The following is a 24,350-nucleotide window of genomic DNA, read 5'->3' as shown; positions in this document are numbered from 1 at the left end:
AACAACACTCCCCCGGTTGAAAATAAACATCCCAAATCAAAGGCCGGGAATAATCTTGCGCGCTGATGTCAAATAATCAAGATGCAACTTGATCATACACAGCTTTGGCGCGCGAACCCGCATTTCCCCGCGATGAGCGGCGTCAGGCGGCCCTGCGCGCGAGCAACCTGCCGAGTGGTGCGCCGGGCTGGGCGATCGCCGCCGTCAGCAGCGCGACGAGATCATCCATCCATTCGCCGATCGCCCGGCCCTCGAGCAAATCGCGCTTGTAATTGCAGGAGCCGGTAATACCGGTCGGGCGCTCCTTGAGCATCAGCGACAGCCAGGTCTGGTCGATCGGCAGAACCGGCTGGCCTTCGCGCGCGACGTTGCCGATCGATTCCGTCGCGATATCCGGGAGATCGAGCGGCCGGCGCAGCGGATTCTGCAGCGTGAAATAGACCTGGAGCAGCGAGGCCGGGTCGATCCCCTCCTGCTCCAGTCGATCGGCCAGGAGGTTGAACGGCAGCTCCTGCCGCGCATGCGCCTCGAGCACGCTCTGGCGCACCCGCTTCAAGGCCTGCGCGAACGTCAGATCCGGCGTGATCGTCGTGCGGACGATCACCGTGTTCTCGAACGGGCCGATGATTCGGTCGGTGTCCGGCTGGGCACGATTGGCCATGGCGGTCGCGACCGCGATGTCGGTGCGCCCCGTCCGGGCCAGCAGCATGGCTTTCAGGCCGGTGAGCAGGCACATGAACAGCGTGCAATTGTGCTGGCCGGCAAACGCCGTCAGGCGGACGATCAGCTCGTGCTCGAGACTGACCGGATGATGCCCGGTGGCGGCGCCCGGGCTCGCTTCGCCGTCGAAGAGGGGGCCCGCTCCACGCAAATTCTTGGTCCAGTCGGCAGCCTGCCGGCGCGCCGCGTCGGTGCCGCACCACCAGCGCTGCCAGCGTGCGACGTCTGAAAAGGCCGGTGGCGGGCTCGGTAACGGCGCGGACGGATATCCGGCCAGCGCCGCATAGCGGCTCGACAATTCCTCGAACAGCACGCCGATGGACCAGCCGTCGACGATGGCGTGATGCAGCGTCAGCAGCAGCACGTGGTCGACGTCGTGGAGCCGCAACAGCCGGGCGCGCAACAGCGGCGCGCGCGTGGTGTCGATCGGGGTATAGGCCTCCTGCTCGATCAGGAGATCGACCTTCCTGAGCTCGAGCGCCTTGCGCCGCTTGCTGTTGTGGGGATGACCCTCGCCGATCGTCTCGACTGTCATGATCCGGCCGAGCCTGCGCGGCGCGGCGATGCGGCTTTCCGCCTCTTCGCCTTTCCAGGCGAACGCGGTGCGCAGCGATTCGTGCCGGCGCACGACGTCGTCGATCGCCTTTGCCAAGGCGGCCGAATCGAGCGGGCCCTGCAGACGGAGGGCGAACGGCAGGTTGAACTGCGGCAACCCCGGCAGATTCCGTTCGATCTGCAGCATCTGGTCCTGCCCGATGGAGGGCGCAGGCAGCCCGCCCGCAGCTGATCGTGGCAGGCTTGCGGCAGGCTTGTGCGGCTTCGTGGCCAAGGCCTGGTCGACCCGCCGCGCCAGCCCCGCGATCGTCGGTGCTTCGAAGATGGTCTTGATCGGCAGCGAGACGCCGAGCGCCCGCCCGATGCGCGCCATCACCTGGCCGGCCAGCAGCGAATGGCCGCCGAGGTCGAAGAAATTGTCGGTAACACTGATGCGCCCGACGTTCAGCAGGTCGATCCAGATGTCGGAGAGCACCTTTTCGGTGAAGCGCCGTGCCGGGACGACCGCATCCGGGCCGGACGTTTCCGGCGGCATGGACGCCAGCAGCGCGGAGCGGTCGATCTTGCCATGGGCGTTGAGCGGCACCTGATCCAGGAACAGGAAGGCGGAGGGGATGGCGTGGCCGGGCAGGCGGCTCTTCAGGAAGTCGCGCAGCTCGCTGGCGCTGCTGCGGCTGCCGGGCCTGGCGACGACATGGGCGATCAACCTGACGTCGCCGCTCGCCTCGCGGTGCGGTTCGACGATGGCGGCGCGCACGCTTCGATGCTCGGCGAGCGCGTTCTCGATCTCCTTGAGCTCGATCCGGTAGCCACGAATCTTGACCTGATGGTCGGCGCGGCCGAGGCATTCGATCGTCCCGTCGGCGCGGCGCCGGGCCAGATCGCCGGTTCGGTAGAGCCGGCTGCCGGCCTGGCGCGAGAACGGATCGGGCAGAAAGCGCTGCCGGCTCTGCGCGGGATCGTTGATGTAGCCGCGGCCGATTCCGGCGCCGCCGATGCAGAGCTCGCCGATCACGCCGACCGGTTGCGGCTGGAGGTAGGCGTCGAGCACATAAAGCTGCGTGTTCGGCAGCGGCGCGCCGACCGGAACGTTGGCCGTCGCGGTCGCCGGCGCCTTGGTCAGGCGATGCAGGGAGGCGTCGTCGGAGCATTCCGAGGCGCCATAGGCATTGATCAGCGGCACCCTCGCGCAGCGGGCAAACCAGTCGCGGCAGAGGTCGACGGGCAACGGCTCGCCGGTCGAGATCAGCAGCCGCAGCTTCGCGAAGGCGCGCTGGACCTGCGCCTCGTCCATACGCTCGAGAATGAGGCGCAGCAGCGAGGGCACGATCTCGAGCACCGTGATGCCCTCGCGCTCGATTTCGCGCGCCAGCAGAATCGGGTCCTGCACGATCGCGTTGCCGCAGACATGGACGCGCGCGCCGACCATCGGCCCGGCGAGGAATTGCCAGACCGAGATGACGAAGCTCTGCGGCGCGGTCTGCGCGATCACGTCCTTGGCGGAGAGACCGAGCGCGCAGATGAGCGAGGCCAGATGGTTCGACAGGCCGCGCTGCTCGATCATGACGCCCTTCGGCGCGCCGGAGGAGCCGGACGTATAGACGAGATAGGCAAGGCTCGAGGCGGCGCGCCGTGCGGCGCGGGCTGGCTTGTTGGCCCTTGGCGCGACCGCGTCGTCGAGCTCGGCGACCTGGATGCGCTCGACCAGCGGTTCGAGCAGGGCCTCGGCCATGGCGGACTGAGCCCGTCCGGTCAACAGCACGCGGGCACAGCTCGATCCGAGGATAGTGGAGAGCCGTGCCGTCGGCTGGTCGGGATCGAGATTGAGAAAGGCCGCGCCGACGCGCTGCACCGCGATCATCGCGGCGAGCAGGTCGGGCCCGCGCTCCGCGAGCAGGGCAACCACGCTCTCGGCGCCGACGCCCTCGCGGGCCAGCCAGCGCGCGGCCGCCCCACTGCGGTGCGCCAGCTCGCGATAGGTCAGGGAGGTGCGACCGTCCGAGACCGCGACGGCGTTCGGCGTCTTCCTCGCCTGGCGATCGAAGCGGTCGCTCAAGTTGCCGCGCGCGGTGAAATTGGCCGGCACGCCCCGGCCTTTCGCCAGCGCTTGCCGGCGTTCGGCCTCGGTCAGGAGCGGCAGGCGCGAGACGCGCTGCTCCGGATCGGCAATGACGGCCTTGAGCAGCGTCTTGAACTGGGCGGCCATGCCTCCGATCGTTGCGGCATCGAACAGATCGGTGGCGTATTCGAAGAAGCCGCTGAAGCGGCCATCGGCCTCGACCAGTTCGAGCGTGATGTCGAACCGCGCCACCTTGGGGTCGACTTCCAGCCGCCGCGTCGACAGGCCAGGAAAGCGCGCCGCCTCGATCGAGGCGTTCTGGAGGATGAACATGATCCGGAACAGCGGATTGCCGTCGCTGCGGCGCCCGACCTGCAATGCGCGCAACACCTCCTCGATCGGAAGATCCTGGTTGCGGTAGGCGTCCAGCGTGACCTGCCGCACCCGCCGCAACATTTCGCCGAAGCTCGGATCGCCGCTGAAATCGTTGCGCAGGATCAGGGTGTTGGCGAACAGCCCGATCAGGCCTTCGCTCTCGATCTGGTTGCGGTTGGCGATCAGCGATCCCGTGGCGACGTCCTCATGCGAGGTGTGGCGGAACAACAGGCACTGGAACGCCGCGAGCAGCGTCATGAACGGCGTGACGCCCTGGTTCTGGCTCAGCGCGCGCAGCTCGGCCGACAGGGATCTTGAGAATTCGAGATAGTGGCGCGCGCCGTGCCCGCTCCAGACCTCGGGCCGCGGTCTGTCGGTTCGCAGCGGCAGCATGGTGACGCCGTCGAGCTGGGCCCTCCAATAGTCGAGCTGCTCCTTCGCCGCCGGCGTTTGCGCCCAGCTTTGCTGCCAGAGCGCAAAGTCGCGATACTGGAAGGCAGGCGCAGGCAGTGCGGCCGAATGCTTCTTGCGCGCCGCGGCGTAATGGACGGCGAGCTCCTCCCAGAACAGCCGCTGCGACCAGCCGTCGGTGGCGAGGTGATGGACGTTGATCACCAGAGCATGGTTGCTCCTGTCGAACGACAGCAGTGTGGCCTTCAGGGGCGGCTCGTGGGCCAGGTCGAACTCATGTTGCGCAAGCCTGAGCGCCTCGCGCCGGATTGCCGCAGGCCGCCTGGCGGCAGGGCATGGCTTGAGCTTGATGCGCTCCAACCGCGGCGTCGATGACAGCACGAGCTGCACCGGCTCGCCCTGGCGCTCGACGAACACCGAGCGCAGCGCCTCATGGCGCGTGCAGATCGCAGCGAGGCTCGCAGAAAGCGCGGCGGCGTCGACCAGGCCCTTGAGGACGGCGACTTCGACGACATTATAATTGTACCGGGTCGGGTCCAGCCGCGAGAGCACGTACATCCGCTGCTGCTGGAACGACAGCGGTGCGTCCGTGCCCGCAAGCCGGCGCCAGGCCGGCAGCGCCGTCTCGCGCAAGCTTGCGGCGGTCTCGATCCGGGCCGCAAGCGCTGCGACCGTCGGGCAATCGAAGATGTCCTCGAACGAGAAGTGGACATTGAAGCGGTCGCGCAGGCGCGAGCGCATCTGTGTCACCGCGAGCGAATCCGCGCCGAGCGCGAAGACGTCCTGGTCGGCGCCGACCTGCGGCAGCTCCAGCAGGCCGGCCCAGATCTGGGCGAGCTGGCTCTCGACCGCATTGCGCGGAGGCCGGGTCTCATTACTCGCCTCGACGGTTGCAATCAGCTCGGCAAGGGCATTGCGCTTGACCTTGCCGCTGGCGCCCTTCGGCAGCGCCGCCACGCTGCGGATCAGGCTCGGCACCTTGTAGGCCGCAAGCCGCTTTCGTGCGAATTGGCGCAACTGATCCGAGGTCGCCTCGGCATTCGGCCGCAGCACCACGACGGCCGCGACGTTCTCGCCTAACTTCTCGTGCGGGACCGCGAACACGCCGGCTTCCAGCACCGCCGGATGGCTGAGCAGGACGTCTTCCACCTCCAGCGGCGAGATCTTCTGCCCGCCGCGGTTGATGACATCCTTGATGCGGCCGACGATGAAGAGATAGCCGTCGTCATCGAGATAGCCGAGGTCGCCGGTCCTGAACCAGCCGTTGCGGAACGCGGCCCGCGTCGCCGCCTCGTCATTGTAATAGCCGCGGCTCATGTTCGGCCCGCGCAGCATGATCTCGCCGTGCGCGCCGCTTGCGAGCGCGCGGCCGGTCTCGTCCATGATCGCGATCTCCGGGCCGGCGGCGCGGCCGACCGATCCGACCTTGCGCAGCTCGAACGGATTGGCCGCGATCTGCGAGGCCGCCTCGGTCATGCCGTAGGTCTCGAGCACGGGAACGCCGAACGTTGTCTCCAGCCCGGCGAGAATCGCTGGCGCGAGCGAGGCCGAAGCCGACCGGATCACGCGTAGCGATGACGGTCGGGCGCGGTCCGGGTTCGCTTCCGCCGCGGTCAGCAATGCGCGATGAATGGTCGGCACCGCCGTGTACCAGGTCGGTTGCAACTCCCGCATCCAGCCGAAGAACGACGATGCGTCGAAACCGTCGGTGCAGATCACGCTGGAGCCCGCGGCCAGCGCCGTGAGCAGGCCGGAGATCAAGCCATGGGCATGAAACAGCGGCAGGACGTTGAGCAGGCGATCGTGCGGCGTGAGCGACAGCACGTGGCCGGCATTGTAGGCGGAAAGGCAGACATTGCGGTGGGTCAGCGGCACCATTTTCGGCCGCGCCGCCGTGCCTGACGTCAGCAGGATGAACGCATCGTCGTCGCCGCGCGAAGCGCCGCCGGCATTGGCCGGCCCGATCGCCGGAGCGATGAACGCGCAGCCGCCGAGATCGTGGGCAGGCCCCGCCACGAAATCGATCACGGCGATGTCGAGCACCCTGGCGACGTCACGGCTCGCCGAGTTCATGTCGGCCCGGGTCACGAGCGCCGTCAACTTCAGTTCGCTGAAATAGCGTTGCAGCTCGTCCGCCGTCAGATCGGGGCTGACGGGGACGCAGGTGCAGCCTGATGCGACTGCGATCAGCGCCAGCGCAGTATCGGCGCCGCGCGGCAGCGCGACCGCGATGCGGTCTGCGGGACCGATGCCGAGTCCACGCAAGGTACGAACCAGTTGCCGGATCGACGCGGCCAGTGTGCCATAGCTGAGCGCCGGCCGGCCGGGAGCGAGGAGTGCGGGTGCCGCCGGCATCCTGTGGGCGTAGAATTCGAGAAGGCCGCTGATATGCGCGAATACCTTCGTTTCGGCCGTGGAGCCGGCTGATGCTTCGTCCGCTCCGGATGCAATGTCCGACAACGCCATTCCCTTTTGGTCCGATTGAGTTATTCTTCCAAGAAGTTGGGGAATGCGTCCAGTCCGAGGTGAAGTTTCGGCCCCAAAATCTGTGGTTGAGGGGCCATCGAGCCCTTCGACGGAGTAAGGGTCGGGCAGAATCACGATGCTGGAGAACGAGCCGGGCACGGGTTTGGAAGACGGGCTGAAGCGCTGGCTCGAAAGTGCCGGCCTCGGCCACTACACCGATCTTTTCGCGCAGCACCGCCTCGATCTCGACGTCATCGGGGATCTCACCGAAGCCGATCTGGTCGAGCTCGGATTGCCGCTCGGCGATCGCAAGCGGCTGCAGCGGGCGATGGCGGCGCTATTTCAAGCGGAAACCACCGAGGCGCCAGCCGCGGCGGCGCGTCCGCAAACCCGGGCTGAGGTCGGAGCCGAACGGCGCCAGCTCACCACCATGTTCTGCGACATGGTGGATTCCACCTCGCTGTCCGCGCAGTTCGATCCGGAGGACGTCCGCGACATGATCGCGGACTTCCGCGAGACCTGCGTCCGGGTGGTCAAGCAGTACGAGGGCTTTGCCGCCCGTTTCGTCGGGGACGGTATCCTGGTCTATTTCGGCTATCCGACCGCGCATGAGGACGATGCCGAGCGCGCGGTGCGCGCCGGGCTCGAGATCGTGCGGGTGCTGTCGACGGCACGCGCGGTCGAGCCGCGCGGTGCGCTCAGCCATTCACCCGCCGTTCGCATCGGGATCGCGACCGGCCTCGTCGTGGTCGGCGATCTGGTCGGGCAGGGCACCGAAGAACGCGATTCCGCGGTCGGGGAAACCGTCAATCTCGCTGCGCGTCTGCAAAGCCTGGCGCCGCCCAACGGCGTGGTGATCTCCGCCTCGACGCAGGCGCTGCTGAAGGGGAAGTTCGACTACCGCAATCTCGGCGTCCATGACTTGAAGGGAATCCCCGAGAAGACCCAGGCCTGGCACGTGGTGCGCGCCTCGCGGGTGGAGACCCGCTTCGCCGCCGCCATGGGCACGCGGCTGACGCCGCTCGTCAACCGCGAGGAGGAGATCGCGCTGTTGATGGGGCGCTGGCAGCAGGCGAAGGACGGCGACGGCCAGGTCGTGGTCAAGTTCGGCGAGCCCGGCATCGGCAAGTCGCGCGTCATCCAGGAGATCTTCGAGCGGATATCGGGCGACCGCCACGGACAAGTCTCGCTGCAGTGCTCGCCCTATTACACCTCCACCGCGTTCCATCCGTTCGTCGAGCAGCTCAAATTCTCCCTCGGTCTCGATCGCGAGGATTCGGCCGCGCTGTCGCTGGCGAGCCTGGAGAACGCGATCGCCGCCGCTGACGGCGACATCGAGCAGGTCACCCCGCTGTTTGCCGCGCTGCTGTCGATACCGACCGGGGACCGCTATCCGCCGCTCGACCTGTCGCCGCAGCAGCAGAAGGATGCGACCGTCGTGGCGCTGGTCAACCATTTCCTCGGCCTTGCGCGCGAGATGCCGCTGGTGATCGTGTTCGAGGACTTGCATTGGATCGACCCGACCTCCCGCGAGGTGATCGACCTCCTGGTGGATCGGGTGCAGAACCGGCCGATCCTGGCGATCATCACCGCGCGCTCGGAATTCCAGCCGAGCTGGAACGCGCATTCGCACATCACCACCCTGGTCCTGAACCGCCTGAGCCGGCACCTGCGCACGACGCTGGTCGAGCGCGTCGCGGGACGCGAGCTGCCCAACGAGGTCGTCGAGGAGATCATCGTCAAGACCGACGGCGTGCCGCTGTTCCTGGAAGAGCTGACCAAGACGGTTCTGGAATCCAATCTGCTCACCGAGCGGCACGGGCGCTATGTGCTGTCGGGACCATGGCGGCAGCTCGCAATCCCGGCCACCCTGACCGACTCGCTCATGGCGCGGCTCGACCGGATGGGACCCTTCAAGCGCATCGCGCAGATCGGCGCCACGATCGGCCGCGAATTTTCCTACGAGACACTGCAGGCCGTCGCCAATACGCCGGCCGAGCAGATCGAGGCGGCACTCAGCCATCTGGAGCAGGCGGGGCTGATCATGCGCCGCGGCCATCCGCCGGATGCGCTGTACTCATTCAAGCACGTGATGATCCAGAACGCCGCACATGCGAGCCTGTTGCACAGCGAGCGGCGCAAGCTGCATGCGCGGATCGCCCAGGTGCTCGCCGAGATGTATCCGGAGAAGACCGAGCGCGAACCGGAGCTGCTCGCCCATCATTTGACCGAATCCGGCCAGAGCGAGGGCGCCGCCAGCTTCTGGCTCAAGGCCGGCAAGCAGGCGGCCAAGACCGGCGCCAATCTGGAAGCGATCGGCCATCTGCGCCGCGGCCTCACGGTCGTGCAGGCCAATGCGCGCATGCAGGGCGCGGACGAGATGGAGCTCAAGCTGCGCATTGCGCTCGGCAACGCGCTGATCGCCGCCAAGGGATACGCCGTGCAGGAGGTCGAGGAGAACTACATCCGCGCGCTGGAGCTCGGCCGTCAGCTCGATGACGACGAAAAGGTCTTCGCTGCCATGCGCGGGCTCTGGGTGTGCCATTTCATCCGGGCCGATCTCACCCGCGCGCACGATCTCAGCGTCGAGCTGTTGAAGTTCGCCAAGCGCGAGCGGCTGAACGAGCGGACGCAGCCGGCGCAGCAGACCGGCTATCTGATCGAGGCGCACCGCGCGATCGCAATGACCATGCTCTATCGCGGCCGCTTCGCAGCCTCGCAGCACCATTTGCACCGCTGCATCAACCTGTTCAGCCCCGATCTGCACTCCGACCTGATGGAACGGCACGGCATCGATCCCGGTGTCGTTTCGCTGTCCTATCTCGGTTACCTCCTGTGGTTCCTCGGCCGGCCCGACGCGGCGCGCCAGCACAGCGAGCAGGCGATCGCGAACGCCGAGAAGATCCGCCACCCCTTCACGCTCGCCTTCGCGCTGGTGTTCGGAGCCTATCTCCGGCAGCATTTGCGCGACGTCGAAGGCACGCGCGACCACGCCAACCGCGCCATGATCATTGCCACCGAGCACAATTTCCTGCACTGGAAGCAGCAGGCGGCGATCCTGCGCGGCTGGGCGCTGGCTCAGCTCGGCGAAGCCGACGAAGGCCTCAGCCAGATGCGCTTCGGCCTCGACGAGTACGAGGCGATGGATTCCTGGCTCGCCGGCTGCTGGTTTCGCTGTCTGCTGGCGGAAACTTACGCCAAGGTCGGGATGCGCGACGCCGCCTTGCGCGCGCTGGATGGTGCGCTTGCGACTGCAAGGCGGACCGGCGATCACTTCTATCTCGCCGAGGTCTATCGCCTGCAAGGCGAGATCACGCTGTCGGGTGGCGACCCGGCGTCGGTCCAGGAGGCGGAGGACCTGTTCGGCCTTTCGCTGGAGACCGCACGCAAGCAGGGTGCGCTGTCCTGGGAGCTTCGCACCGCCGTCAGCCTCGCGCGCCTGTCGCATCAAGCCGGCAAGCGCGAGCACGCCAGACTCTTGCTCACCCCGATCGTCGGCAAGTTCAGCGAGGGCTTTTACACGCCGGACCTGAAGCAGGCGTTGCAGCTCCTCGACGAGCTGGGTACGGACGCGCCGGTGCGCGAGCAGGCCGATCTGTGACATGAGCGATCTGGCCGCCGCGCGTGCGCGCTACGTGGAGTTGATCGCCAGGCGCGAGCGGATTGCCTCCAAGCGTCTCCTCGATGCGCTCGCCGCCGTTCCGCGCGAGCAATTCCTGCCCAGGGGGCCGTGGCGCATCAAGGGCGAGGCGGCGCGCAGCTACCGGCTGACGCCCGACGCCGATCCCGTTCATCTCTACGACAACGTGCTGGTCGCGATCGATGCCCGCCGCAAGCTCGACACCGGCCTGCCGAGCCTGTGGGCGCATTTGATCGACATTCTCGACGTCAAGCGGGCGGACCGTGTCGTGCAGATCGGCTGCGGCCTCGGCTATTTCTCGGCGGTGCTGTCGATCATGGTCGGCGAGAAGGGCCGCGTCCGTGCGATCGAATGCGACGAGCGGCTCGCGGCCCGGGCGGCGAGCTACTTGCGCGGCTATGGTAACGTCACGGTCGTCCACGGCGATGGGTGTGAGGACGTGGGCGAGCCCGCCGACGTGATCATCGTGCATGCCGGCTTCCCGCATCCGCACCCGCTCTGGCTGCGGTCGCTCCGTCCGCGCGGCCGTCTTCTGGTGCCGCTGACCCAGCGCGACCGCGAAGGCGCCGCCCTCAAGATCAGGCGGAGGGCCAGGGGTTTCGAGGCAGAGGCGATCCAGCAGATCCGGATCTTCCCCGGCCAGGGCCGCGGCGTGACCGCCCTCGACGACCGCGTCGCCGATTGGTGGCAGCGCGCCTCAGCCCTGGCACCGCTCCGCTTCCGCGCTCTGGAGCAGGGGTTGCCATCGGATTAGTCCTCCCCTGATCAATGCAGCAATTATCGGGAGTCCTGCCCTTTTTTGTTCGCGGCAGGTAGTCTATATTTTGAGCTGTCTCTGGGGAGACCGATGAAAGACAGGCTGAACGAGGGTGTAGTTGGCGACACCGCGAAGCTGATGATGCATCGGCTGATCGTGCGGAGGCTCCGACACGACCCATCATTGGTGGAGAAGGCCAAGGAAGCGCATATGCGGCAGGCCGACCAATTCGACGGCTGGCCTTTCGTGCGGGAATGGCAGAAATTGCTTGCGCTGCCAACCGGCGAGCTCGCGTCGAGGTTGATCAGCCGCGATCGTGAACTGGTGATGCTCCGCAACTCGTCACCGTTTTATCTCGTCGAAGGTGTTCATTTCGGCGACTACGATGCGAGAGTTCGGTTGCGAAGGGCCGCAAGACGCATTGTCGAACGCGGCTTGAGCGCCCGTCCTCCCTCTTCGCGCGGTCCTTGATGCCCGGAACCGGCGTGCTGCGCACCTTGGAGGATTTGCTCAGGGTCGTCAGGGCCCTCGCGTACGAATTTGAAACCGATACGGTGTTTGTGGTTGGCAGTCAGGCAATTCTGGCTTCCATGCCGGATGCGCCAGAGGCGGCAAGAGAGTCGCCAGAGATCGACGCGTTTCCGGCGAACGCGAGAATCTGGGAATTGACCGAGGCCAAGCGTGATGGTGTGCAGCCGATGGCATCCGAACATATCGATGGCCTATTCGGATCGGAGAGCCAATTCCATCGTACGCATGGGTTCTACATCGATGGCGTCGATGCGACTACGGCCAAACTCCGAGAGGCTGGCAGGCCCGAGCGGTCAGAGTGCAAACCGAAGTCGCGGGAAGAACGGTCACGGGTGTGGCGCCGGCGCCGGAGGACCTCGTCGTGTCCAAGCTTGCCCGGTTGGACGAGAGGGACAAGCGGTTCGTCGGCGCTATTCATGAGAGGCGCCCGCTGGACCTAACGCTGCTCGAGCGCAGGATTCGCGAAACCGATCTTGATCCGGCCGTAGCGGAGCGGGCAATCGCCTACATCCGAGGCCTGCAGTCCGAAGGCTAGTCCTCCGCAGTCGCACCTCGTTTCGCTTTACCTTGATTCCGATCGTGAGTTTCCAGCATCTCGCATTGCCGCTATCAGTGCGGCCGCCGATGCCCATCCGAGCGCGCTCCATGCATTCCGTTTCCCTGCTGACCGCCAGCTATGCCAAGGATATCGAACGTTTTTCGCTGCTCAGCGAGAGCATCGATACCTGGCTGAAGGGCTACACGCGGCATTATGTTCTCGTTAACGATGAAGACGTGCCGCTGTTCGCGCGCTTTGCGTCCGACAAGCGGGTCATCGTTCCGGCCTCGCATTATTTGCCGAAATGGCTGTTCGCGCTGCCGCCGGCGCTCCAGTTCGGCAGCCGGCGCGTCTGGCTGTCGCTGCTGTCGTCACCCGTGCACGGCTGGCACATCCAGCAGATCCTGAAGATCGCCGGCGTCCTCAATGCGCCGGAGCAGCGCGTCTGCATCCTGGATTCGGACAATCTGTTCTTCCGCGCGTTCGACGTCGGCCAGTATGCCGGGGCTGAGAAGACGCCGCTGTTCGTCACGCGCAAGGCGATTGGCGCCGACCACCCGTTGCACGGCCTGTGGCTGCGCACCGTCGATCAGCTTCTGGGCATCGACGGGCGCGCGTTCCCGGCGGACGATTATGTCGGCAACGCGCTGGTCTGGGACAGGGACACGGCGCGGGCGATGACCGACGCGATCAAGTCGGCGACCGGCTTGAGCTGGGCGCTGGCGCTGTGCCGGAAGAAGAAGTTCTCGGAGTATCTGCTTTACGGAAATTTCGTCGCCAATGCGCCGGAGCATCTGGCGCGACATCGGGTCACCGAAGACAGCATCGCGGTCTCGCACTGGGACGACACGCCGCTCGACCGCCCGGCGATCGAAGCGATGATGCGCACGGCCTCGCCGGAGCAGGTCGCGCTTTGCATTCAGTCCTATTCGTCGACCTCGATCGACGACATCCGCAACGTGTTCCGCCTCTCCTCGCGCGAGCGGCGCGCGCCGAGCCTCGCCCCCGATCATATCGGCGATATGGCCGCATTCGAGACGCCGAAGACACGCTGACTCTAAATATCTTTCGTGAACTTGCTGATGACGTCCATGAACGGCTTCGGCTTGAACTCGCCGTCGAGCGGCAGCGGACGGTTCGGCTGCTTGTCCTTGCGGGCGAAGGTGCCGTTGATCCAGCTGTAGCGATCCGAGATGCCCCAGGTCAGGATTGAGCGCACCGGACCGCTCGCGGCAACGGCCGTCAGCAGGTCGTCGACGCGCTTGGCGACCACGGCGTCGCGCTCCGCTGGACTGCCCGCCAGCTTCTGGTCGTCGACGTCGAGCTCGGTGATGAGCACATCGAGGCCCCAGGAACGCAGCTCGGTGACGAATTCGGCGAGCCCGTGCGTGTCGATATCGAGCTCGGCGTGCAGATGGGCTTGCAGCCCGACGGCGTGGAGCGGAACGCCCTGATCGAGCAGGTCCATTATGAGATTGCGATAGGCCGCCCGCTTGGCGATGAAGGAGTCCTTCGCCGATTCGATGTCATATTCGTTGATCGCGAGCTTGACGAAGGGGTCGGCCGCAGCCGCCGCGCGGAACGCCAGCGGAATCCAACGTTCGCCGAGATGTTGCGTCCAGAAGGTGTCGCGCCGGTCCTTCGGGCTGCGGGGATTGTCCGGGATCGGCTCGTTGACGACGTCCCATGACGTCAGCTTGTCCTTGTAGTAGGAAACGATGGTGCCGATGTGATCGAGATAGGCGCGTTCGACGCCCTTGCTGTCCTTGATCTGCTTGGTCCAGTCCGGAATGTCGTGATACCAGGCCAGCGCGTGGCCGCGCATGGTCAGATCGTTGTCGCGCGCGAAATCCAGGATCGCGTCGGCGCGCTCGAAGGCGAACGTATGGGCGTCCGGCCGCAGCATCGGCCATTTCAGCTCGAGCACCGGCACCACCTGTGTGCAATAGGTGCTGATGGCCTCGCCGAGCCGCGGATCGGCTTGCAGGTCCCACAACGTCGCCGCAGCGCCAAAGCCGGGACGACGCTGGGCGCGTTTCGAAGCCGGCACCGCGGACGCCGATGCGCCCGCAGCAAGGGCCGCGGCGCTGCCGAGGAGAAATTCGCGTCTGTCGAGCCTGGTCACGTTGCGACGTTCCTTCTGCAACCAACGCGCCTTCGTACCAAGCGGTGTCCTGCACCGCCCGGGTTTCATATCCTTCGGTTAACTCGCGGCGGAGTGGCCGCCTCAAGTGCGTGTGACGTCGCGGCGGCGGAAAACACCGGGATCGTGCCAAACATGGTTCCTTTTTGGTGATCGGTCCGCCCGTTCAGCACAGGGCAAATTTAACGCTAACGCGCGAAAGCGGCCTCAAGGCTTCATTCGCCGCCCAATCTGCAGACTTATGTGACACTCTTGAGAGATGTTGCGGCGCAGTTCGCCCGCCATGATCCGATTGATCGACCGTCGCCACACTCCCAGGACCGCTGCCGGTCAAGTGCTCGCATGCTGAACCGTCATTTCTCGATTTATCTCGTCGCCTACATCCTGCCTGCGGCGGTGGGTTTCTTCGCCGTCACCGCCTATACGCGGCTGCTGAGCCCGGCGGAGTACGGCGTCTATGTCGTCGGCATCAGCCTTGCGGGCATTCTGGGCGCGATCTTCTTTGCCTGGATCAAGCTCTCGGTGTCACGCTATCAGGCGATGTCGGCGGAGGTCGACTTTCGCGGTACGGCGATCGTGGCGTTCGCCCTGACGACCGCGGTGCTCTGCGCCACCACGCCGGTGGTTGTCCTGTTCCGCAGCGATGTCAGCGTCGAGCTGCTGCTCGCCAGCATGTTCGTGGCGGTCATGGCCAATGCGGTCGATGTCGGCCAGGAGTTCGAGCGCGCCAAATTGCGCCCCTACCGCTTCGCGGCGATCTCGATCGTGCGCAGCGTCTCCAGTGTCGGCTTCGGTCTTTTCGGCATCTGGCTCGGCTGGGGTGGAATGGGGCTGCTCGCCGCATTCGGTCTGGGGTCGCTCGCCGGCATCATCCTGAACCTCGTCGGCGACCGCACTGGGATCGCGCGCTTCCAGCGCAGCCAGTTCATGCAATTGGCGCGCTACGGCCTGCCGCTGACGCTGGCGGGATTGTCCGTGGCGGTCTATTCGGCCTGCGACCGGCTCATTGTCGCTTATCTGCTCGGCAAGGACGCTGCCGGCATCTTCGGCGTTGCCGCCGATCTGCCGCGCCAGTTCATGGTCATGATCGCATCCAGCGTCGCGGCGGCGACCGTGCCGCTGGTGTTCCGGTCATTGTCCGAGAACAACGGCGGGACGACGCGGGAGCGGCTGACCGAAAGCCTCGAGCTGCTGCTCGTCGTCGTGGCGCCCGTTGCAGTCTGGCTTGCGTTTGCGGCGGACCAGGTGGCCGGCACGCTCGTCGGCATCGACTTTCGCGCTGGCGTCTCGGCCTTGCTGCCGACGCTGGTGCTCGCGCGGCTTTTCGGCATCGCCAATCAGTTCTACGTGCAGATCAGCTTCCAGCTCGCGGAGCGGCCGTTCATGCTGGCGGCGCAATCCTTTCTCACGCTGGTGATCAGCGTCATCCTGATGTTCGCGCTGATCGGCGGCTACGGCCTTTACGGCGCGGCGCTGGCAACGCTGGCAACCGAGGCGATCGGCTTCCTGGTCGCACTCGTCCTGATGCATCGGGCCCATCCGGTCCCGTTCGAGCTCAATCGCCTCGCCGGCGTCGCCGCCTCCGCAGCCGCAATGGCGGCCGCAATTCTGGTGGCGCGCTCGCAAGCGGCCGGCACCGGCCTCGTATCGCTCGTCATCGTCAGCCTCGCCGGCGGCCTCGCCTATGCGGCTGCGGCCTGGCTGCTCAATGTTGCGAACGTGCGAACCTTGTCGCTGCGTGTGCTGCGAACGTTGAACCGCAAGGCATTGGGTGTCTAGTCGCGCCTCAATAGGCGCATCCCCCCGCGGCAGATCGGACATTCTGCCGCAGTGATCGAGACCAGCTTCGGGCCAGCCTCGGCTGGAGACCGCCTTCCGCCTGCGCGAGGCGTCGTATATGAGAGATTTGCCGCTGGAAGTGCCGAATCTCGCCACAGAGGGAACGTAAGGCGGCTGCGATTTCTTAATGCAATGATTCCAATGTGACACGTGAGCGACATCGGCCCACTGGCAGCTCGACCGAGGATGGCATGAAAAACCGATCGATGACGGCGCAATCCGTCAGGGCGGTGGGGCGCCGGGGGCCTGCCGGAATCATGGCGCTCGTGGCGGTGGCGAGCCTCGCAGCGGCAGCCCCGGCCGTCGCGGCCAAGCAGCCGCGCCAGGTGGCGGAGGCAGTGGCGCAGCGTGTGGCCGGCGAGCCGATCATGGCGATCGTGTCGATCAAGAGCCAGCAGGTCACGTTCTACGATGCGGACGGCTGGATCCTGCGCGCGCCGGTATCGACCGGCACCACGGGCCGCGAGACGCCGGCCGGCGTGTTCGCCGTCATCGAGAAGGACAGGGAGCACCGCTCGACGATGTATGACGATGCCTGGATGCCGCATATGCAGCGCATCACCTGGAACGGCATCGCCCTGCATGGCGGACCGCTGCCCGGCTATGCCGCCTCGCATGGCTGCGTTCGCATGCCGTTCGGCTTCGCCGAGAACCTGTTCGACAAGACCTATATCGGGATGCGCGTGATCATCTCGCCCCATGACACGGTCCCGACCGAATTCTCTCACCCCTCGCTGTTCGTGCCGAAGCCGGAGGCCATCGCGGCCGTGCCTGGCCGTGCCGACAAGCTCTCCATCGAGGCCGAGGAGGCGACAAGGGTTGCAGATGAGGCCAAGAAGGCTGCGGCCACCGCCGCGAAGGAAGCCGCCTCGCTCCCCGCCGCGCTGCGCAAGCTGGAACAGCAGAAGGCGCGCGCCGATGCCGAGCTCGCCTTCGCCGACAAGACGCTCGCGAACGCCAGGAACGATCAGGCCCGCGCCAAGGCCGAGGAGCTGAAGCAGAAGGCAGCAGCCAAGGCTGCCGACGCGGCGACGCAGCTCGAGGCCGCCAGGGCCGCCGCGCAGCCGAAGCGTGATGCGGTGGCCGCGACCAAGGAAGCCGCGAAGGCCGCTGCGGCCAGAAAGACTGAGGCCGTCAAGGTCGCGACCGACGCAAAGCTCGCGGGCGAACCGGTCTCGGTCTACATCAGCCGCGCGACGCAGAAGCTCTACGTGCGGCGGAACACGCACAAGCCGGCGCCCGATGGCGGCGGCGAGGTGTTCGACACCAGCATCGAGGTCCCCGTCACGATCCGCAATCCCGAGCAGCCGATCGGCACGCATATCTTCACGGCGATGGCAAAGACCGGTACGGGCCTGCGCTGGAGCGTGGTCACGATCGAGAACGGCGATGAGGCTCGCAACGCACTCGACCGCATCGCCATCCCGCAGGACGTGTGGGACCGCATCGGGCCCACCGCGTTGCCGCGCTCCTCGATCATCATCTCGGACGAGCCGCTGAGCAGCGAGACCAATTACCGGACCGAGTTCGTCGCGGTGCTGAGCAACGAGCCGCAAGGCGGCTTCATCACGCGCAAGCCGACCGCGCCTGCCATGATCGCCAGCGATGACGGCTGGGACAACGGCTTCGGCTTCTTCTACCAGCGCGATCCCTACGTACAGCAGGTCAATCCGCGCCGCCGCAGCCAGTATCAGTATTATCAGCCGGCGCAGCCGTTCCAGCGGGGCTTCTGGTAAGGGACGCGCCCTCGGCCAACGGGCCGCAGCTACGGGCGGGCCTCGATCACGATCGCCTGGATCTTGCCCTCGACCGGACCGGAGCCATGGCGGGCCCGGATTGCCTCGGCAACCATGTCGGTCGCAGCCTGAAGCTTGCCGGCATCCCTCGCTTCGATCTCGCTGCGCAGCGGCGTGCCCTGGCAGAGCGCAACGGCGACATGTTCGGCCAAAGGCGCACGGCTGGTTTCGGATCGGGTTTCGATCGATATGTCGCGGAAGCCTGCTCGTTCGAGATCGCCCCTGATGACGGCCTTGTCGTGATAGCCGTGCGGCGTCCGGATCATGAAACGCGGCGGATCATCGGGAAACAGCTTTGCGAGCGCGGCCGTGGCTTCATGCGTCAGCACATTGTCCTCGATGCGATCCCAGACGTTGAACACGAACGTGCCGTCGCCCTTCAGGACGCGCTTGACCTCTCCATAGGCCTTGATGCGGTCCGGAAAGAACATCGCGCCGAACTGGCAGCAGACCACGTCGAACTCGGCGTCGCCGAAGGGCAGGGCCATCCCGTCCGCCTGCCGCCAGGTGATGCGATCGTCGTTCGCCTGGCGCTGCGCCGCGACCGCGAGCATCGGCTCGTTGAGGTCGGTTGCAACGTATCGAACGCCGCGCGGCAGCGCCGCCGCCACGGCACGCGTCACCGCACCGGTGCCCGCAGCGATCTCGAGGAGTGTGGAAGGAGAGCGCGCGGCGACGCGTCTTGCGATGTCCTCCGCATAGACGGCGAAGATCATCGGCACCAGATACTCGTCGTAGATTTTCGGGATCGAACCGGCGAAGACCTTGTCAGTGTCGGGCATGCTCGCCTCGCTGAAGGTTCGGACACGAGGTGCACGTTACCATGGTTTGCCGCCAGAGCCAGCAACGGCGCAAATTGCGGGGAATCGGTTCTACGGTCTCCCGCCGCCGACCTCGCGGGTTCCCTGAGCGGGATGTAGGCAATATCCTATCGTTTGGCCGACCGCGCGCGACAAACGAGATGATCGAGCGAGATGTGCCCGGGTCCGTAAGCCATGAGGGCAAGTGCCATCGCTGCCCAGGTGAGATGGATCGGCCAGCCGTCCGGCACCGTGAGCTCGACGATCACGGTCATCACTAGCAGTCCGAGTGCTGCGAACCGCGTGCCCAGTCCCAGCACCAGCAGGATCGGCAACATGATCTCGCCGGAGCCCGAGAGGAAGGCCATCACCGTCGGGGCCGGAAAGTGATACGGCCCGCCCGGCAGATGCAGCATGAACTCGTCGCTGAACAGCGTCACCGCGGTGTCGTTCAGCTTGAGGAAGCCGCCCCATTTGAGCAGGCCCGAGCGCCAGAACGGCACGGCCAGCGCGAGGCGCAGCACCAGCTGGACGAGCGACGGCATCGCGAGCGCCTGCACCAGATGATTGGCTCTGTCGATGAGCGCGCCGGGCGACGGCAGGCCGCTGGCAGTCGTCATGTGTTGGTCCGTGATCATGATGGGTCTCCGCAACAGAGCGAGGTGAAGGCGCCGGCCTCGATCAGCCCGGCGATGTTCGCGGCAATGTCGAATTCGCTTGCCGCCTCCAGCGCCGCCGCCGCGGCTTCGCCGAGCGGCCGGCCCGACAGGAGATGGCGCGCGAAGACCGCACCACCGGGTGGAAGGCGGCGCACGGCGACGTCGAACTCGCCTCGCGTGATCAGGGCATCTTCCGGCGTTGAGGCATCGATCCGCATGACCGGTGCGTTGTCGCGGTTGGCCGCAAAGATCGTCACGGCGGCGTAGTCCGAACGCAGGCATCGCGCGGCCGGGTGCGGAATGAACACCAGATCAGCCAGGTGCTCGGGTGTCACCGCCGAGAGCCGGGCCGGCGAGAGCGGGGCGGCGTCGGCGGCGTGATAGGCATCGAGCCAGGCCCGCTCGAGACGCGCCACATCGGCGAGCCAGGGCATGTCTTGCGCATGCTCATAAGCTTCGATGAACTCCGGAAAATCGCGGCCATATTCGAACAGCAGCGGCGATGTCGGCGGATTGCTGCGCACATGGAAGCGGGCCATGGCGCGGAAGAAATCGGTGCCGGTGATGCGCTGCACCGCCGGATAGATCGCGGCGAGCGCGTCGATCAGGCTGACCGTGACATTGTTGCGGTAAACGTCGTACCGCCGGTCAGCGGCTTTGCCATTCGGGCCGGTCACGAGTTCAGGCGTGCTGCGCGCCGGATCCAGCAGCGCCGGCGCGAACGATGCAGCAAAGCACAAGCCTGGTTCAGGCGGCATGACGCTCTCCTGCCGGCACGGCCGAGTGATGACGGTCGAGGATGGCCTGGGCGGCGGCGGCCTCCGCTTGCAGCACCGGCCAGTCCGGAATCTTGCTGTCCCATTCGATCAGGGTCGGCACCGGCCCGCGGCGCCGGATCACGATCTCGTAGAGCTTCCAGACGGCATCAGTGACCGGGCCGTCGTGGCTGTCGATCAACAGCAGGTCGCCTTCGTCGTCGGCCTGCTCGGCATGCCCGGCGAGATGAATTTCCTCGACGCGCGACAGCGGGAAATCAGCGAGGTAGTCGAGCGCCGAATATCCATGGTTGGTCGCGGAGATGAACACGTTGTTGACGTCGAGCAGCAGGCCGCAGCCGGTGCGCTCGGCAACGGCGCGGATGAACTCGGTCTCGCGCATCGAGGATTCGCGGAAGGCGAGATAGGTCGAGGGGTTTTCCAGCAGCAGCGGCCGCCGGGTCGCCTCCTGCACCTGATCGATATGATCGCAGACGCAAGCCAACGTCGCGGCCGTATAGGGCAACGGCAACAGATCGTTGAAGAAGCTGGTCTCATGCGTCGACCAGGCGAGATGCTCGGAGACCAGCGCCGGCTGATAGCGTGCGACGAGGCTGCGGAAGCGTGCCAGGTGCGCCTTGTCGAGCGGCCGAGGCCCGCCGATCGACATGCAGACGCCGTGCAGCGAGAGCGGATGATCGCGGCGGATCGCCTCCAAGGCGCGATGCGGCGGCCCGCCGGCACCCATATAGTTCTCGGCGTGGACCTCGAAGAAGCCGCGCCGATTCTTTGCCTCGAGGATTGCCGGGAGGTGCTCGGGCTTGAAGCTCGTCCCGGCAACGCCGCCGATCGGCGTTGCGAAGCGGAGCGGCAGCGCTGCTGGCGGGGCTGACTTGATCGTGCTCATCGTGCTGCTCCGTTCGCGCTTCCCGTTGCGTCGGCCGTTACACCGGCTTGAGCGAACCCTTCTTGCCGTTCGGCAATTCGATGCTGGTGCAGGTGCCGCCCTGGACGAATTTCCAGGCATTACCCTGGAAGTCGACGGTCGAGGTGCCCTGGCAGGTTGTGCCCGGCCCCGCCGCGCAATCGTTCTGGCCCTTCAGCGCGACGCCGAAGCACTTCTCTTTCTTGGCGGCGATGGCGGCATCGGCTTCGGCCTTGGTCAGGGGGCCGGCGGAGGCAAGGGTCGCGAGCGCGGTCGATACCGCACCGGCGAGGACGAGGGAGGTGACGGCATGTTTGGCAGACATCGAGGTTCTCCTGTTCGAGGTGGCATCGCCTGGGCGGGGATGCGCGCATGGACTCCTTCGCTCCGCGCGCCGCCCGCGTTACGGCGGGCTGCTCACGAATTCGTGAGACCGATTGGATCGGGCGCACGGGCGGTGCGCTTGGACGGGGATTAGCGGGCAAGTGGGCGGCCAAATCCAATGCCTTGGCGCTATCGACACGTTAGAGCGAGAGCATTGGATGCGTCCCGCCAAACTTTGCAGAGGTAACGGACGGTAGGAAATCTGCGTAGAGCGATGACAGGAATCGTACCCACCCAAAGGCGGATACAACCATGGACATCGATCCCGCACGCCAGCTTCGCGCGGTCGCAAGGATGACGGTGAGCATCCGCCTTGCCGTGTCCGCGCTGGTCCTCGCCGCGATCCTGCTGACCGCGGCGCTCTCCAGCCTGCTGTGGTGGCGCACGGCCGAGGCGGCGAGCCGGCAGCTCGCCTCGACCATCAACGAGCAGATCGTGGCGGCGGTGCGCAAGGAGGTCTCGGCCATCGTCGACGAGGCGCGGGCCGCGCACACCGCAATCCGCACCCTGTTCCTCCAGAACGTGCTCGACACCCGCGAGGCCGACAAGCGCGAGTTCGTCTTTCTCTCGCAATTGCAGTCGCAGGCGACGATTTCCTGGGTCGCGTTCGGCTGGCCCGACGGCTCCTTCTTCGCCGCGCACAAGCTCGGCGATCGGCGCCTGGAGATGATGGAGATCTCGCTGACGGATCATCCGGGCGAGCGCCGGGTCGACGAATATGACGTGGTGCCCGGCGACATCGAATTCGCCAACCGCCGCTTCGAGCCGACCGATTTCCGCGTCGCCGATCAGGCCTGGTTCAAGGCCGGGCTCAGCGCCGACGACCCGCAATGGTTCAGGGTGATGGACCACGCGACCGGCGAGCGGCCGTCGATCGCCTTCGCCGGACCGATCGACGTCTACCAGGAGCGGCAAGGCGTGCTTGCGGTCATCATCGAATACACCAGGCTCGCGCGCTTCCTGTCGCAGCTGGAGGTCGGGCGCACCGGCACCGCCTTCATCGTCGACGGCAGCGGCGAGCTCGTCGCAGCGCCGGACAAGGACGCCGACGAGCTCCATCCGGCCCGCGGCGACACCGCGCTGCTGCCGCTGGCGCGGGCAGCGCTCGACCAGGCGGGCGAGGCCGGCCGCAAGCAGGCCTGGCGCAGCCGGCTCACCTCGGGCGGCGCGGCCTATGAGGTTGCGCTGACGCCGCTGCCGTTTCCCGGCTGGTCGCTCGCGACCATCATCCCCGAGGCCGAATTTCTCGGGCCGGTCGAAACGACATTGCACCGCGTGATCCTCGGTCTTGCCATCGGCGCCGTGCTCGCGGCGCTGGCCTCGGCGATGCTGGCGCGGTCCGTCATCGCCGCGCCGCTGTCGCGCGTCGTCGGCGAGCTGCGCCATGTCGAAGCCTTCGCGCTGGAGCAGGTCCGCCGCCATCCGTCGCGGCTCAAGGAGATCGCAAGCCTGTCGGGTGCAATCGCGGAGATGGCATCCGGCCTGTCCGCATTCCGCAAGTTCATCCCGGCGGATCTCGTCCGCGGCCTGCTGCGCCAGGGGGTCGAGGCGCGACCTGGCGGCAGCGTCCAGGAGCTCAGCGTGATGTTCATCGATATCGCCGGCTTCACCGGACTGTCGGAGCGGCTCGGCGATCGCGTCGTGCCGCTGCTGTCGCGCTATCTCGACCTCACCTCGGAGATCATCGTCGCCAATGGCGGCACCATCGACAAGTTCATCGGCGATGCCGTGATGGCATTCTGGGGCGCACCGCAGTCGCAAGACGATCACGCCGCGCGATGCTGCCGCGCCGCGCTCGCCTGTCGCAGAGCGATCGACGAGTCGGGCCTCGTCGACGATCTCGGCCAGCCGCTCCAGATCCGCATCGGCATCAATTCCGGCCGCATGCTGGTCGGCAACATCGGCTCGGAGCTGCGGCTGAACTACACCGTGATCGGCGATGCCGTGAATGTTGCGAGCCGGCTCGAAGGCGCCAACAAATCCTACGGCACGCAGATCCTGATCGGCGCGGCGACCGAACGTCTGGCGCGCGGTGCCGTGGTCACGCGCGAGATCGACAGCATCGCGGTCTACGGACGCGAGGAGGGGCTCTCCGTTCACGAGCTGATCGGGATGGTGAACGAGAACGCGGTTGGCAGCGACACGGTCGGCTGGATCGCGGATTACGAGCGCGGCCTCGCCGCCTATCGCGCGCGCCGATTTGCCGACGCGGTCGCCGATTTCGAGGCCGTGCTGAAGCAGCGCGGCCACGATCGCCCCGCCGAGCTGATGCGTGACCGCTGCCGTCGGCTCGCTGCAGCTGCGCCCGACGTCACTTGGCGGCCTGTGGCGGCATTGACGTCGAAATAGCGACATCATCCGGATCCGGGCTACAAATGGGGTACAACCGGAGCGACCGCCGAACATGAAAGTCACCTTGCTCAATCCTGAAAACTACACCCGCTCGCCGTGGAAGAACGGCGGCGGCATCTTCACCGACATCACGGATGCTCATCGGGCCGATGCGCCGCGGAAGGACTGGGACAGCCTGCTCTGGCGCTTTGCGTCGACGCCCATTCTTGCGCCCGGCCCGTTCTCCCATATGCCGGGCATCGACCGCTTGCAGATGGTCGTCGAAGGGCGCGGGCTGGTGCTGAAGTCGCCTGCGCAGGAATTCGACGAACGTGAACCTTTTACGACGGTGCGTTTCACCGGCGAGCTCGAGATCGTGACCGAGCTCGAGGCCGGTCCGGTCGAGGTCGTGAACCTCATGGCGCGGCGCGGTGCCGCGGAGATCGATCTCCTCGCACTGAAGCAGCCCGGCGACCGGCCGCTCGCTGCCGGCACGCATCTGGTCTACGCCCCGCGCGGCGAATGCCGCATCCGCCTCGACAATGAGGAATTTGCGATTCCGCACACCGGCACGCTGAAGCTCGAGCTGACCGGTCCGTCGCAGCTTGCGCTGGTCTCGGGGCTCGCGGTGCTGGGGTCGATCCGGCTTCTGGGCTGAAACCCCAA

Annotated in this window: 16 protein-coding genes; 9 read left to right on the top strand and 7 right to left on the bottom strand. The window is 66.4% G+C overall.

What is annotated here, in order from left to right; translation table 11 throughout:
* Positions 1–142 precede the first annotated feature (142 nt).
* Complete coding sequence (locus HZZ13_RS02530; protein WP_197958054.1) at positions 143–6,586, bottom strand: non-ribosomal peptide synthetase; 6,444 nt, start codon at positions 6,584–6,586, stop codon at positions 143–145.
* Positions 6,587–6,722: 136 nt separating this feature from the next.
* On the opposite strand from HZZ13_RS02530, the gene HZZ13_RS02525 reads away from it, so the two are divergent.
* The 5 genes from HZZ13_RS02525 to HZZ13_RS02505 all read left to right on the top strand — a co-directional run bounded on the left by HZZ13_RS02525 (position 6,723) and on the right by HZZ13_RS02505 (position 13,107).
* Positions 6,723–10,187: an ATP-binding protein gene (locus HZZ13_RS02525; protein ID WP_197958053.1), complete on the top strand. Its 3,465-nt coding sequence runs from the start codon at positions 6,723–6,725 to the stop codon at positions 10,185–10,187.
* A gap of 1 nt (position 10,188) precedes the next feature.
* The gene (locus tag HZZ13_RS02520; protein ID WP_197958052.1) at positions 10,189–10,980 is read left to right on the top strand and encodes a protein-L-isoaspartate O-methyltransferase family protein; all 792 of its coding nucleotides are present in this window, start codon (positions 10,189–10,191) and stop codon (positions 10,978–10,980) included.
* Between the two features lie 93 nt (positions 10,981–11,073).
* Positions 11,074–11,454, top strand: coding sequence for a hypothetical protein (locus HZZ13_RS02515; RefSeq protein ID WP_197958051.1), 381 nt, complete (start codon positions 11,074–11,076; stop codon positions 11,452–11,454).
* A 358-nt stretch (positions 11,455–11,812) separates the two neighbouring features.
* A complete protein-coding gene (locus HZZ13_RS36670; protein ID WP_311972586.1) occupies positions 11,813–12,049 on the top strand; it encodes a DUF6036 family nucleotidyltransferase in 237 nt (78 codons plus the stop codon).
* A 110-nt stretch (positions 12,050–12,159) separates the two neighbouring features.
* The gene (locus HZZ13_RS02505) at positions 12,160–13,107 is read left to right on the top strand and encodes a DUF6492 family protein (RefSeq protein ID WP_197958050.1); all 948 of its coding nucleotides are present in this window, start codon (positions 12,160–12,162) and stop codon (positions 13,105–13,107) included.
* Between the two features lie 2 nt (positions 13,108–13,109).
* Here the strand turns inward: HZZ13_RS02505 and HZZ13_RS02500 are convergent, their stop codons facing one another.
* Complete coding sequence (locus tag HZZ13_RS02500; protein WP_197958049.1) at positions 13,110–14,177, bottom strand: endo-1,4-beta-xylanase; 1,068 nt, start codon at positions 14,175–14,177, stop codon at positions 13,110–13,112.
* 360 nt (positions 14,178–14,537) lie between these two features.
* Here HZZ13_RS02500 and HZZ13_RS02495 point away from each other — a divergent pair, with 360 nt between their 5' ends.
* On the top strand, positions 14,538–15,974 hold the full coding sequence (locus HZZ13_RS02495) for a lipopolysaccharide biosynthesis protein (protein ID WP_197958048.1): 1,437 nt from the start codon (positions 14,538–14,540) through the stop codon (positions 15,972–15,974).
* 251 nt (positions 15,975–16,225) lie between these two features.
* Complete coding sequence (locus HZZ13_RS02490; protein WP_197958047.1) at positions 16,226–17,770, top strand: L,D-transpeptidase; 1,545 nt, start codon at positions 16,226–16,228, stop codon at positions 17,768–17,770.
* Positions 17,771–17,799: 29 nt separating this feature from the next.
* On the opposite strand, the gene HZZ13_RS02485 is transcribed toward HZZ13_RS02490, so the two are convergent.
* From HZZ13_RS02485 to HZZ13_RS02465, 5 genes are all read right to left on the bottom strand, one after another.
* Positions 17,800–18,612 carry a class I SAM-dependent methyltransferase gene (locus HZZ13_RS02485; protein WP_197958046.1) on the bottom strand — a complete coding sequence of 271 codons (813 nt, stop codon included), beginning with the start codon at positions 18,610–18,612 and terminating at the stop codon, positions 17,800–17,802.
* Between the two features lie 146 nt (positions 18,613–18,758).
* Entirely contained in the window at positions 18,759–19,268 is a 510-nt protein-coding gene (locus HZZ13_RS02480) for a DoxX family protein (RefSeq protein ID WP_197958045.1), read from the bottom strand.
* Positions 19,265–20,047, bottom strand: coding sequence for an HvfC/BufC N-terminal domain-containing protein (locus HZZ13_RS02475; RefSeq protein ID WP_197958044.1), 783 nt, complete (start codon positions 20,045–20,047; stop codon positions 19,265–19,267). Before HZZ13_RS02475 ends, HZZ13_RS02480 begins: the two co-directional genes overlap by 4 nt.
* Positions 20,037–20,951 carry an MNIO family bufferin maturase gene (bufB, locus tag HZZ13_RS02470; protein ID WP_197958043.1) on the bottom strand — a complete coding sequence of 305 codons (915 nt, stop codon included), beginning with the start codon at positions 20,949–20,951 and terminating at the stop codon, positions 20,037–20,039. The genes HZZ13_RS02475 and bufB overlap by 11 nt, the downstream gene beginning before the upstream one ends.
* Positions 20,952–20,988: 37 nt before the next feature.
* Positions 20,989–21,294, bottom strand: a complete 306-nt coding sequence (locus HZZ13_RS02465; protein ID WP_197948905.1) for a BufA1 family periplasmic bufferin-type metallophore — start codon at positions 21,292–21,294, stop codon at positions 20,989–20,991.
* A 311-nt stretch (positions 21,295–21,605) separates the two neighbouring features.
* On the opposite strand from HZZ13_RS02465, the gene HZZ13_RS02460 reads away from it, so the two are divergent.
* Together HZZ13_RS02460 and HZZ13_RS02455 are read left to right on the top strand one after the other, a co-directional pair.
* A complete protein-coding gene (locus HZZ13_RS02460; RefSeq protein WP_197958042.1) occupies positions 21,606–23,702 on the top strand; it encodes an adenylate/guanylate cyclase domain-containing protein in 2,097 nt (698 codons plus the stop codon).
* 55 nt (positions 23,703–23,757) lie between these two features.
* Positions 23,758–24,342 carry a HutD/Ves family protein gene (locus HZZ13_RS02455; RefSeq protein WP_197958041.1) on the top strand — a complete coding sequence of 195 codons (585 nt, stop codon included), beginning with the start codon at positions 23,758–23,760 and terminating at the stop codon, positions 24,340–24,342.
* Positions 24,343–24,350: the final 8 nt, after the last annotated feature.

The sequence above is a fragment of the Bradyrhizobium agreste genome, assembly GCF_016031625.1.
In the GTDB taxonomy this organism is placed as follows: domain Bacteria; phylum Pseudomonadota; class Alphaproteobacteria; order Rhizobiales; family Xanthobacteraceae; genus Bradyrhizobium; species Bradyrhizobium agreste.
The sequence above is the reverse complement of the archived record's forward strand: the minus strand, read 5'-3'. Positions and strand labels throughout refer to the sequence as shown.